General features: G+C 57.0%; 12 protein-coding genes. 4 read left to right on the top strand and 8 right to left on the bottom strand.

Going from position 1 to position 11,479, the window contains the following annotated elements; all coding sequences use genetic code 11:
- Positions 1–47: 47 nt before the first annotated feature.
- From WCG50_RS07900 to WCG50_RS07910, 3 genes are all read right to left on the bottom strand, one after another.
- On the bottom strand, positions 48–1,193 hold the full coding sequence (locus tag WCG50_RS07900; protein WP_336899045.1) for an ABC transporter substrate-binding protein: 1,146 nt from the start codon (positions 1,191–1,193) through the stop codon (positions 48–50).
- A gap of 256 nt (positions 1,194–1,449) precedes the next feature.
- Positions 1,450–1,851, bottom strand: a complete 402-nt coding sequence (locus tag WCG50_RS07905) for a hypothetical protein (RefSeq protein ID WP_336899046.1) — start codon at positions 1,849–1,851, stop codon at positions 1,450–1,452.
- A gap of 66 nt (positions 1,852–1,917) precedes the next feature.
- The gene (locus WCG50_RS07910) at positions 1,918–3,591 is read right to left on the bottom strand and encodes a cytochrome c (RefSeq protein ID WP_336899047.1); all 1,674 of its coding nucleotides are present in this window, start codon (positions 3,589–3,591) and stop codon (positions 1,918–1,920) included.
- 171 nt (positions 3,592–3,762) lie between these two features.
- Here WCG50_RS07910 and WCG50_RS07915 point away from each other — a divergent pair, with 171 nt between their 5' ends.
- Positions 3,763–4,698: a DUF6502 family protein gene (locus tag WCG50_RS07915; RefSeq protein WP_336899048.1), complete on the top strand. Its 936-nt coding sequence runs from the start codon at positions 3,763–3,765 to the stop codon at positions 4,696–4,698.
- Between the two features lie 14 nt (positions 4,699–4,712).
- Positions 4,713–5,888, top strand: coding sequence for a DUF5666 domain-containing protein (locus tag WCG50_RS07920; protein WP_336899049.1), 1,176 nt, complete (start codon positions 4,713–4,715; stop codon positions 5,886–5,888).
- 86 nt (positions 5,889–5,974) lie between these two features.
- On the opposite strand, the gene WCG50_RS07925 is transcribed toward WCG50_RS07920, so the two are convergent.
- From WCG50_RS07925 to WCG50_RS07945, 5 genes are all read right to left on the bottom strand, one after another.
- Positions 5,975–6,358 (bottom strand): c-type cytochrome, encoded by a 384-nt coding sequence (locus WCG50_RS07925; protein WP_336899050.1) that lies wholly within the window; start codon positions 6,356–6,358, stop codon positions 5,975–5,977.
- Between the two features lie 211 nt (positions 6,359–6,569).
- Complete coding sequence (locus WCG50_RS07930; protein WP_336899051.1) at positions 6,570–7,583, bottom strand: DctP family TRAP transporter solute-binding subunit; 1,014 nt, start codon at positions 7,581–7,583, stop codon at positions 6,570–6,572.
- Positions 7,584–7,640: 57 nt separating this feature from the next.
- A complete protein-coding gene (locus WCG50_RS07935) occupies positions 7,641–9,029 on the bottom strand; it encodes a hypothetical protein (protein WP_336899052.1) in 1,389 nt (462 codons plus the stop codon).
- Positions 8,953–9,945 (bottom strand): cation diffusion facilitator family transporter, encoded by a 993-nt coding sequence (locus tag WCG50_RS07940; protein ID WP_336899056.1) that lies wholly within the window; start codon positions 9,943–9,945, stop codon positions 8,953–8,955. Before WCG50_RS07940 ends, WCG50_RS07935 begins: the two co-directional genes overlap by 77 nt.
- Positions 9,938–10,177: a thioredoxin family protein gene (locus WCG50_RS07945; RefSeq protein ID WP_336899053.1), complete on the bottom strand. Its 240-nt coding sequence runs from the start codon at positions 10,175–10,177 to the stop codon at positions 9,938–9,940. Before WCG50_RS07945 ends, WCG50_RS07940 begins: the two co-directional genes overlap by 8 nt.
- Before the next feature lie 266 nt (positions 10,178–10,443).
- On the opposite strand from WCG50_RS07945, the gene WCG50_RS07950 reads away from it, so the two are divergent.
- Both WCG50_RS07950 and WCG50_RS07955 read left to right on the top strand, forming a co-directional pair.
- Positions 10,444–11,151 carry an AzlC family ABC transporter permease gene (locus WCG50_RS07950; RefSeq protein ID WP_336899054.1) on the top strand — a complete coding sequence of 236 codons (708 nt, stop codon included), beginning with the start codon at positions 10,444–10,446 and terminating at the stop codon, positions 11,149–11,151.
- Entirely contained in the window at positions 11,148–11,477 is a 330-nt protein-coding gene (locus WCG50_RS07955) for an AzlD domain-containing protein (protein WP_336899055.1), read from the top strand. The genes WCG50_RS07950 and WCG50_RS07955 overlap by 4 nt, the downstream gene beginning before the upstream one ends.
- Positions 11,478–11,479: the final 2 nt, after the last annotated feature.

Raw genomic sequence — 11,479 nt, forward strand, 5'->3', positions numbered from 1 at the left:
TCCTTTGAGGTTCGTCGATTGTTTGAATCGCCGGGTCGCTGTAGGACTTATTTGAGTAGCTTGCCGTTGGGGCCCAAAACGGTGAGTTCGACAAAGCTGGAACCCTGACGTGCCGTAGGAGAGTAATTCACCTTGAATCCACCCAAGTCCAAGTTGTGCAAACTTTCCAAGGCGTTGACGAGTCGCTCGCGGGTGGGCTCCTTGCTGGAAATTCGTTTGAGTCCTTCCACCATGGTGCGCGCCATTAAATAGCCTTCCATGCCGTAGTAAGAGTAGATGCCGGGTTTTGCGCTGAACTTTTGGTATTCACGCACCACAGGGATAGAGGCACTCCAGGGGTAAGGCACCACTTGCGAAATGCCCAGCCCACGCGAGCTCGTCGTGCCCAGTTCCTGAATGAGCTGCTCGGTCCCCACTGGCGAAAGTGCCATAAACAGGGGGTTTTGGCCCACTTGTTTCATGGCCTTCATAAAGGCGGCCGTCGGCTTGTACAAGGTGACCATGATCACGGCTTGGGCATTGGATTTGGCAATGATCTCGACGGGCTTGGCAACGTCGATGGCGTTGCGCTCCACCGTTCCCACCGCTACAGGCGCCAATTTGTGCTGACTGAGTGCAGCGGTAATGCCGTCGAGTCCCGACTTTCCAAAGCCATCGTTTTGATAAAACACCGCGATGCGTGAAATGCCCAGTCCGGCCAAATAATTCACGATCACAGCGGTTTCGTCGGCATAGCTGGTGCGCACATGAAACATATAGCGTGAATTCACATTGGCAGAGAGGGGCTCGCGCAGCGTGCCCGCCCCCGAGATCGTTCCCACCAACGGAACTTTGGCTGGTCCAAATACTTTGTTCATGGCTTCCGTGGTCGGACTGGAGCCATAGAACGACAGCAAAGCGAAAACATTTTTATCCTGGATCAGGGTCTTGGTATTGGCCACCGTGCGCTCGGTCTCATAGCCATCGTCCAGAGCGACCAGTTCCAACTGACGTCCGTGCACCCCGCCACTTTTGTTAATGCTCTCGAAATAGGCTTCGATGGTTTTACGCATGTCCAAACCATAGGCGCCGTTGGGTCCGGACAGAGGCGCCGACATACCCAACGTGATAGTGGAGTCGGTGACGCCTGGATCTGCCAAGCTGAGTGTGGCCAGCATCGACAGTGTGGCGGTCACAAAAATTCGTAGGGTCATTAGCATTTTGAAATTCACGGCTCACCAAAAAACACGCTGGGAATGTTATCTTTACTCGGTTGTTCGCCCGGGGGCAAAGAAGAGCCGCGATTGTCCCGCGCTGGACTTGGCGATAACTTACGCGACACCTGCCAGACCTTTTCTTACATAGAAACGACTCTTGAATAAACACCGCAGGTACCGGGCATGGGGTACAGCGACGGCCTGGAGGCTCAATGAGAATTCTTGCAGACGGACGCCAAGGCGTTGAAATTGATTACGGCCAGGCGCTTTTCCAGATAAGTGCCGCATTGATGCAAATGAGCATGAGATAAAAGCCTGAACTGGTCACCTGCTTGGTGGGTGATTTTGAAACTTGCAGCCCACCCCGGAACTTCTCTGTGATGAGAAGCAATCGCTTTTTTGCGACAGCTTCGCCATTGCGAAATGCCAGGAAGGCCATAAGGTCAACCCGCAAATACCACAGCGTTTGAACGCAAGGGGCTCCGGTTATTTTGTCCCGCAACGCTGGCCTTGCTTGCGACTCGCCCAGACATTCATCGAGACAACCCAACATAGCGTCTCGGATGTCTTCAATACGACTCTCAACATCAGAATCCGATGAGTCATCCAATAGACTCATCAGACTGGACGAAAAACGCGATAGGGCAGTGATCATGTTTCGGGTCCTTCTTCTGTTGAGTTTGTTGGTCTTCGTTCAGTCGGACGCGTCACTTCTTCAACATCAAAGTCCTGGGGTGGCCAGATAGGCAGCCATGTCGGCAAGTTGCTGGTTGCTATAGCCGGGGTTGGCCAAGTAACCCATATTGCCGATGTTTTGGGTGATGGCGTTGGAGATCACACTGGGCGTGTTGGCGGCATTCAGAATGTTGCGAGAGAGGTTCACACCGGGTGTAACGCCGTGGCAGCCAGAGCAAAGGCCTCGGTAAAGCACTTGCCCAGTAGCTGCAACGCCGCTCATCAGCGCAGGCGCTACCAGGAAGGAATTGGAAGCCGTTGCAGCTGCGGCCACCGTGGAGTTACCCGGCTGGCTGGCCGTCACCGTACAGGACCCGGCGGCAACCAGCGATAAGGTTGTGCCGTTCACCGTGCAAATGGCAGGCGTTGTTGACGCCAATGTAACCGTCAAGCCAGACGTGCTGGTGGCCACCAGGGCTGGTGTCGCCATTCCCATGGTCTGCCCAGCAGGGGCCGTGAAGGTGATAGTTTGCGCCGCCAGCACAGGAACTGATGCCCCCGCAACCGTGAAGGTTTGAGTAATCTCCGCAGCTGCCGCAAACGATGCATTTCCGCTTTGGGTCGCTGTCAACGTGCAGGTACCGGCAGCCATCAGCGTCAGCGCCGTATTGGTGACCGTGCAAACGCTTGGCGTGGTCGAGGCCAGCGTTACGACCAAGCCAGAGCTTGAGGTGGCGGCCAAAGTGGGTGCGGCCCCCAGCGTCTGGTTGCCCAGCGAAGTGAACGTGATGGTTTGCACCGTTAAAGCCACGGGCGTAGCACCGTAGGCCAAATAGGTTGCAATGTTGTCTGCGGCTGCGGTGTTGATGGTTCCCGACAAATAACCCATGCCACCTTTATTGCCGGCAACGGCGCTCAAGGTGCGCTGGTAATTGACCGCAGCAGGCATACCGGCGCCGTGGCAACCACTGCAGGACGCGGTGTATAGAGATTGGCCAGCGGTTGCGTCTGCTTTCAGGCCGGTGCTGGTGGCGAAAGCGCTGGTATTTTTACTGGCGCTGCCTTCTCCAGTTTCTATTTCATTTTCGGCATCTTCAAGTTTTCTGGTTCCAAGTTTGACTTTCAGATCGTCCAAAACACCATCGAAGTCATCGCCTTTTCTTGACTTTGTTGTGGCTGAAAATTTAGTGCCAATGACGTCATCAGGCAATTTGCTGATATCCACATGCAATGTGTCGCGTAGATATGTTTTCACCTTTGTAGTCGATGTGCTGATGCGATCCTTGGTGAAGCTTTTGAGTTTTTCTGAATCCAATTTATCAAAAACATCGGCCGCGGTGCCATTGGCGAGATTGGCCACCACCATGTCAGTGACAGGTGTGATGTTGACGTTTCCAGATGCAGTGACCATCGAATGCAGCTTCTGCTTTTTGTTAGATCCATCCAGGTAATCGACCCGGGCCACGCAGGGCAGCGTCAAACTGCTCACATCGATGCTGAAACTACCATCGGTAGCTGTGGTCACCGGGTTGGTGGCGCCGACCGCACATCTGAGCGAGACACTACCGCCTGCAATGGCCAACCCAGTAGCGGCAACGCCGGTCACGGTCGTGGCCGAATTCCCGGCTGCGCCGCCAATCCCGCCACCGCCGCAAGCGCTCAGGGTAGCCACGGCAGCTATGAGCACACCGAGGGTTAAGTTGGATTTGGAACAGTTCATGAAAACTCCTGTTGAAGACAGAGGTGGCTAAAAATTGGGAATATTTCCCGTTTATTTATCGCAATTAAAGCACGACGCAGCCAAATCCGCATTATTTTGGTAAATTTTCCCGATAAAATGAGTAACCTAATGTGTAACCCATCCGACCCCTCGCGCTAAAACTACTACGCCATGACCGAGTCAACCCCTCCTGACGATGTATCAGGCTTGCCAATGTCTGCGGGCATGCCCGAGTCCGGCATGGCCGCACAAGCGGTCGCACTGGTGTTGCAACCTTTGGCGCGACTGATGATTGGCCACGGACTGCAACTGCCCTGCATGGTTGAACTGCTTAAAAAAGCGCTGGTAGACGAAGCGGTTGTGGCTTACGGCTTGGCCGACAAAGGCAGTTCAGACACCCGCATTGCCTTGCTGACAGGGGTACACCGGAAAGATGTGAAACGCCTGCGCGAGACAGCGACTGAAACCAATCCGATTCGGTCCATGGTGCCGATCTCTTCTTCAGTGGTGGCCCGCTGGATCAGCGAACCCCGTTTTTTAAACGCTGACCAAACGCCTCGCGCTCTGGCTCGCACGCCGCAGCGCGGCAGCGCCGGTGAGCCCGACTTCACGACGCTGGTGGCCGAAGTGAGTCGGGATATTGGCGCCAGAGCGGTGTTGGATGAATTGGAGCGCCTGGGGGTGGTTGAACTGCGTGAGGATGGCTATGCCGCATTGAAGGCCAGCGCGTTTGTGCCCCATGAGGGCTTGAGCGAATCGTTCCAGTTCCTGGCAGCCAGTGTCAGCGATCACCTGAGTGCGGCGGTCCATAACCTGGCACCGGACCGAAGTGAGCCATTGATGCTGGATCAAAGCGCTTTTTCGCAGGACCTTTCCAAAGAACAGGCGGATCAATTGCAACAACAGGCACGCCGTTTATGGGCGAGCGTGTTACAACAATTTTTACAGACCGCCACAGTTGCCGAACAGCGCAGCGAAGACACTGAAGGTCCCAAACACCGCATCCGGTTTGGCGTTTACTTTCACGATGCACTGCAACCCGATGCGCTTGCGGACAAAGCACCTGCAGCTAAGCTCAAGAAAGCCAAAAGGAAATCTGCACCATGAAGCAGCGTCAACATTTGAAGACCGATATTTCCCGCCGCAATTGGCTGGTGTTGACCGCTTCGGCGACGGCCTCGGCATTGACAGCTTGTGGCGGCGGTGGTAGCACGATGGCTAGCGCGCCCGGTACCGGCGGCACCGGTATTTACGCGCAAGGATCTATATCCGGTTTTGGCAGCGTCATCATGAACGGCGTCAAGTTTGACGATACCAAAGCAAGCGTATTGATTGATGGCTTGTCCGCCCTATCTTCCGACTTGCGTCTCGGGATGGTGGCCGGCATTTCAGGCGAACGCGGCAGCGACCTGACACTGGGCACCGCCAGCAGCATTGAGGTGTGGTCGATTGCGCAAGGACTGGTCACGGAAGTCAGCATCACCGCCATTGGAGAATTCAAGGTTTCGGGGATGACGCTGCAAACCGACAGCAACACTACTTTTGACGGCATCACGGACGCTTCAGCATTGACAACGGGCTTAGTCGTTGCCGTGTGGGGCCTGCAAGTTAACGCTGACGGAAACATCTGGAAAGCGACCCGTGTGAAGGCTTTATCGACAGCGGAAACTACGGTCGTCAGCACGGGGTTGATCAACATCAGTGTCAGCGATGGACACACTTTGCGCACGGTCAACGAGATCACATTATTGTCTTGGCCCGCTACCGCAGTCACCCTGGTTGATCACCAACTGGTCCGGATTCAAGGCACCATGACGGGCAACAGCATGACGGTTTCAAGCGTCAAACTTCTGAGCGTCAACAACAATATTCCAACACAAACAGAGGTTGAGATAGAAGGCTTTGTCACGTCAACGCCATCAGCCGGTGGCTTCATGCTGGGAACCATTCAAGTAGACACTAGCAAGGCGAGTTACAAACCGGCTGATGCGCAGCCATTAGTAATATTGGATGCTCGGGTTGAGGTCTACGGAACTTGGCAAGCAGGCGTGCTCGTGGCCTCCATAGTGGAAGTTGAAGATGCAGTAACACTGAAAACGGTGGAGATCACTGGCGCCGTCGATGAATTCGTCAGCGTTGCAAATTTTAAAGTGAGAGGCCAGCGCTGTAATGCAACGAATGCCACGCTCCTACGTGGCGTAGCGACTGATCTCAAGCAAGGTAGCTTGGTGAAGGTCAAAGGCACAAAGTCCGGCGGCGATATGCTGACCGTCACTGAACTGACGCTCTACGTATAACCGACCCTCACGTCGGGAAATTCTGACAGTCATCGGGGCAATAAGTCATGTCAACGCTTGCCCCCTTTTCATAGAATGCGACGTTTCTACCGCCCCTGCAATCGATCCAGGTAATCCACCAGCGCGAGGATTCGGCTTCTTATGTACATTTCCTGATCGTAAGGAACATCGACATAGTATTCAGCGGCCTCCACGGTTTCAGAACTGTATTGCCGACCCCAAATAGGCATCTCGCGTGCGCCATGTCCTTTAACGGCTTCTCTGCCGTCGATGATGGAGATGACGCGATCGACCGGAAAAACCCCGCCATTGTTTTTCTTCAAGGCGGTTAAATCACTCGCAGGGGTTTTCAGATATTCGACGTAGGGCCCGTTGCCTTTCCCGGCGTGGCCATGGCAAACCTCGCACTTTGATTCGTACTCTCTTTGGCCGGTATCGCGCCGCCCTTGCACTTGGTCTTGGCCTTGCACTTGGTCTTGCTCTTTAGCAAGGCCACTGCAACCCAATAAAACTACGGCTAATGCGACAAAAATTCCTGATAGAAATTACTTTGAACACACTAGGAATGTAGATTTCTTGCCGCCCTCAAAGTTGATTATTCGCAAATAGCTCTACGACTGAAAGCGCAACCTTCTCGCTACCACTTCGCTCCACTGCCCCGTGAGTGAGGAAACCAAGCCGCTACTTAAGCATGACAAACCCGGCCGCCCGGTACATGGCTTGAATGTTGTCACGCCCCAAGCGTGTTTCCATGTCGCGGTGTACCGGCATCATGGCGCGTTTCATTTCCTCGCGCTCGGCTACCGAGGGCTCGTAAATCACAGCTTTGCCGGCGGCTTTGATCTTGTCGATCGCATCGACTTCCTCGGCGGCGCCGAGGGCATTGGCATAGACCGTGGCATCGGCAACGGCACTCTCAAGAGCCGTGCGGACATCTGGCGGCAAGCCGTCCCAGAACTTCTTGTTCACCACAATCGCGTAGGCCTGGTGGGTGTGGTGCAACAGCGAAACAAACTTTTGCACCTCAAAGAATTTTTGTGTCCAGACGTTTGACAGCACGGTTTCCGCGCCATCCACCACACCGGTTTGAAGCGCCTGGTAAACCTCGGAGAAGGCCAGCGTCTGGGGCAATACACCAATCGCTTTCATTTGCGTCTCGATCACCTTGGAAGAGTTGATGCGGATCTTCAAACCCTTGTAATCGGCCAGGCGGCGAATCGGGCGATTGGCCGTGATGACGCGAAAACCAGCGTCCCAATAAGCCAGTCCACGTATGCCACGCGATTCCAGGCGCTTCAGCATCGACTGTCCCAACGGGCCCTCGGCCACACGCCTGAACGATTCGATATCGGGCGTGATGAATGGCAGATCAAACGCCTCAAATTCCTTGAACCCCAGCGGCCCAAACTTGGAGATGGAAGGTGCCAGCATTTGCACGGCGCCGATCTGCAAGGCCTCCAGTTCTTCCTTGTCCTTGAACAGCATGCTGTTGGGGTGAATATCGACCCGCACACGGCCTTTAGTACGCTCTTCGGCCAGCTTTTTGAAGCGCTCGGCCCCCATGCCTTTGGGCGTATCCGGCGCGGCAACATGGCTGAACTTGATCACGATCGGGGCCACGACTTGGGCGATGGCGGCGGGAGCGGTTGTAAACAACAGGGCAAGCCAACTGAAGGTGGCAATAAAAGTTCTCATGCTTGAAGTTCCTGAAAATGCGGTAGCTAAAATATTTTTAGCTTAGCAGAACAGGCTCTAAAAACCACGGGGCTTACCCTCATTCGGCAACACCACCACCGGGGCAAAGCCGCCGCCCTGGGTTCTGAAATTGGTAGTTTGTCCGGCGTACATGCGGGCCGCCAGAAGTTGCACCTGACCGTTGTAGGTAAAGGCCCGAATGTCAAACTTGAGATCGGTCCGCGCGCCATCGACTTCGATCAAACGCTCAGTGGGCGGCACCAGCGCTTGTGCCACAAAGTCACCCGCAAGGATGTCGGCCCAGACCCGGCGTGTCAGCTTGTCGCCCCGGTATGCCGCACGGGCTCCGTAGCCGGCCACCGGCTTGAAGAACAGTTGCCGACGCTGCGCCCACAAGGCATCGGCGTCCTGCGCCGTCACTACACGGGTCTGCGGCACGGCGGCCTGGAGCCGCTGGCGGTCGTCGGCTGAGACGCCCCACTCCGCCAACAGCGCCTCCTGGCTGAGCACCACCAGATTGCGTTTATCCGCAAACACCGCGTGGGCATAGGGATCGGGCGTCAGCACCACGGCACCGGCGACGTAAGCCTGGCGCAGCGCCTGATGTGCGGGTTCCTCCAGGTAGAAATCTGTCAGACGGTTGTAAACCATGTCGACCACCGCCCCGGCATGCCACAGCTTGCCGCCCTGCCAGGTCAGCTGAGTAGGATCGGCGATGTGCGCAGTCACGCCATGGCGCAGAAACAGCTGACGAAACAGCTCGAACTCGGGGGCCAGGTATTGCGTCTCAGGGGTGTCATCCACGATCAGCACCGACCTCCAAGGCGTATCGCCACGCTGGCGGCGCCACTCGCTGGCAAACATGCCAAAAACCGCTTTTTCCATCACCTCGGGCGCGGCGTGAGGGGTAAACGCCCGGTCCATCGCTTCGCAGCACGACTGTTGGGCCCGCGCCAGCGCAACGTTGAGCAGCAAGCCCCCGGCGTTGGTGTTGATCTCGATGAGTTGCGGCCCCTGGGCGCTCAGGTGAAAGTCATATCCCATGCAGGCGCCCACCGGGCCGTAGGCGGTTTGTGCCACTGCCGGGGCTCGCGCCAACGCCTGGGCTTGGTAAGCAGGTAACGCCGCCACGCGTTCGATGGCAGACACCACCTCGGCCATGCGCTGCGCCATCTCGCTGGCAATAAACACCACGGTGGACGAGAACAGGTGCGGGCGGGTTTGCAGGACGCTGTGCATCAGTCCGGGCAAGCTGGCGTCGCCTTCAAGCTGCTCGCGCAACAGGGTTTCATTCAGGGTGCGGCAAAAGCAGGCCTGGTTCAGGGTGTCGGCCGAACTGTTGACCGGCAAAGTGGCTGCGGTGACCGGCTCAGTGGCCATGCTCATGGGCGTGATCGTGGTCGTGGTCGTGGTCGTGGTCGTGGTCATCGTGATGGTCGTGCTCATCGGGCGCGCCACAGGCTTGCGTGAAGGGTTCCTGCATCACCTGCAAGGTCACATGCGTGATCTCAAAACGATCATGCAACTGGTCGTTGGCGTGCTTCAGGAATGCATCATCGGCTCGACCTTGCGGCATGACCAGATGCGCCGTCAGGGTGATGTACGAGGTGCCGGTGGCCCAGATGTGCAGGTCATGCACCTGCGTCACACCGGGCAGCGCTGCCAGAATGGCTTGCACCGCCAGCGGATCGACACTGTCAGGCACGCCGTCAAACAACAGGTGCAGCGACTGGCGGAACAAACTCCAGGTGCCCAGCACGATCACGCCAGCAATCGCCAGGCTGACCACCGGGTCCAGCCAAAGCCAGCCCTGCCACAACGTCAAGGCGCCTGCAATCACCACCCCGGCCGACACCAGCGCATCGGCCGCCATGTGCAAAAAAGCACCGCGAATGTTCAGGTCGTGCTGGCTGCCCCGCATGAACAGCAAAGCAGTGACGGTGTTGATGGCAATGCCCACGCCCGCCACCACCATCATGGTGACGCCCTGCTCACCTTGCAGCGGCGCGGGTGACATAAGCCGCCCGAACGCTTCCCACACCAGCGCGCCCATCACCACCAGCAGCAGGAGCGCGTTGGCAAAAGCCGCCAAAATCGTGCCGCGCTTCCAGCCATAGGTTTTGCGGGCACTGGGTTGTAACTTGCCCGCCAGCGCACCGCCCCAAGCCAGTACCAAACCGGCCACGTCGCTCAGGTTATGACCGGCATCGGCCAGCAAGGCCAGCGAGTTGATCTGCCAGCCGTAATACGACTCGATGGCGACAAAAAGGAGGTTGAGCGCAATGCCAATCGCAAACGCCTGGTTGAAATTGGCCGGCGCATGGCTGTGCGCATGACCGTGGTCGTGGTGCCCCTCACCCATGCGTGACAAACCACTGCTCAACCTTGTCGCGGGACGGCACGCCACCGGCATGAACCACCTTGCCATCGATGACGACGCCCGGCGTGCTCATGACGCCGTAGCCCATGATGTCGCGCAATTCTTCAACTTTTTGCAGCGTGATGGCCACGCCTTTGGCTTGGGCTACCTGCTCAATGAGGGCCACGGTGTTTTTGCAATTGGCGCAACCGGTGCCGAGTACTTTGATGTCCATGATTTTTCCTTGTTAAAACCTACCCATGAAGACGCCCTGGGCGGTCAAAAGATTCATTTTCTACGAGATTTATACCAAATCGGGCTCCAGCCCCCGTCCCACCTGCGCAAGCAGCTATAAAAAACATAGTGATTTCAAGGTGAGCCACGGGGCTTTGTCTTGTCGAATCATGGCACGTATTCAAGGCGAAGCAGGCGCGGACTGATGCGCATAGTGTCCGAAAGGCTTCGTTGACAATAGTCCGCTGCCCACTCTATGCGCCCACCATGACAAGTCACTCCCCCGCCCCGCACCCGGCGCCGCTCTCGGCGCTGATGCTGACCGTGCCCGTGGCCATGGGTTACATCCCGCTGGGAACGGTGTTCGGGTTTTTGTTTGTCCAGGCCGGCGGCGACTGGTGGGTGGCGGTGCTGGCCAGTCTCGTGGTGTTTGCCGGGGCTGCGCAGTACATGATGATTCCGATGCTCGCCGCCGGGATGTCGGTGGGGACGATTGCGCTGGCGACCCTGATCGTCAATTTGCGCCATGTGTTTTATGGATTGTCCTTGCTGCATAAGTTGCCGCAGGGCCGCTGGTTTCGGGCCTACCTGGTGTTTGGCCTGACCGATGAGACCTATTCGGTGCTGACCACGCTGCCGGATTCCACACCGCGCAGCCAGATGGTGCTGGTGGCCTTGCTCAATCAGGGCTGGTGGGTGCTGGGGACCACGATTGGCGCGGTCATTGGCTCGCAGGCCCAGGTTAATCTGGCGGGCCTTGACTTTGTGCTGGCCGCCCTGTTTGCGGTGCTCACGGTCGAGCAGTGGCGCATTAAAAAGAGTCCCGCCCCTTTGTGGATTGCGTTGGCGGCCTATGCGCTGGCCTACCCGCTGGCGGCCAAACATGCGCTGGTGATTTCCATCGGCCTCAGCATCGCGGCCAGCCTCCTCTGGCAAGTCAAAGCCAGCGCCAGCACGACGGAGGCGAAACCATGATTGAGAGCGGCTACGCCATCGGCGTGATTGCGGCCATGGGGCTGGTGACATTTTCCTTGCGGGCGCTGCCCTTTGTTGCGGCGCAATGGCTGCAAAAACACCCCTTTGTGCAACGCCTGGGACAGTTCCTGCCCTTGGCCATCATGACGCTGCTGATGGTGCATTCGGTGGTCGGCTCCGCCACCGAGAACCCGTCCGGCCCGTGGGCTGAGTTAGGCGCAGTGGCTCTGGTGGTGGTCTTGCAGTGGCGCAGCAAAAATGCGCTGCTGAGCATCCTGCTGGGCACCGGGGTTTATGTGCTGCTCAGGAATTTCAACGTCCTGTAACC

Origin of the sequence: Rhodoferax sp. (assembly GCF_037143375.1) — a bacterium.
Classification (GTDB): domain Bacteria; phylum Pseudomonadota; class Gammaproteobacteria; order Burkholderiales; family Burkholderiaceae_C; genus Rhodoferax.

What these genes read in the sequence shown, in the direction of transcription:
- WCG50_RS07935 (WP_336899052.1), bottom strand. Translation starts at nt 9,029, where the DNA reads ATGAGCACGACCATCACGATGACCACGACCACGACCACGACCACGACC.
- WCG50_RS07915 (WP_336899048.1), top strand. Translation starts at nt 3,763, where the DNA reads ATGACCGAGTCAACCCCTCCTGACGATGTATCAGGCTTGCCAATGTCT.
- WCG50_RS07955 (WP_336899055.1), top strand. Translation starts at nt 11,148, where the DNA reads ATGATTGAGAGCGGCTACGCCATCGGCGTGATTGCGGCCATGGGGCTG.
- WCG50_RS07930 (WP_336899051.1), bottom strand. Translation starts at nt 7,583, where the DNA reads ATGAGAACTTTTATTGCCACCTTCAGTTGGCTTGCCCTGTTGTTTACA.
- WCG50_RS07945 (WP_336899053.1), bottom strand. Translation starts at nt 10,177, where the DNA reads ATGGACATCAAAGTACTCGGCACCGGTTGCGCCAATTGCAAAAACACC.
- WCG50_RS07950 (WP_336899054.1), top strand. Translation starts at nt 10,444, where the DNA reads ATGACAAGTCACTCCCCCGCCCCGCACCCGGCGCCGCTCTCGGCGCTG.
- WCG50_RS07940 (WP_336899056.1), bottom strand. Translation starts at nt 9,945, where the DNA reads ATGGGTGAGGGGCACCACGACCACGGTCATGCGCACAGCCATGCGCCG.
- WCG50_RS07900 (WP_336899045.1), bottom strand. Translation starts at nt 1,193, where the DNA reads ATGACCCTACGAATTTTTGTGACCGCCACACTGTCGATGCTGGCCACA.
- WCG50_RS07905 (WP_336899046.1), bottom strand. Translation starts at nt 1,851, where the DNA reads ATGATCACTGCCCTATCGCGTTTTTCGTCCAGTCTGATGAGTCTATTG.
- WCG50_RS07910 (WP_336899047.1), bottom strand. Translation starts at nt 3,591, where the DNA reads ATGAACTGTTCCAAATCCAACTTAACCCTCGGTGTGCTCATAGCTGCC.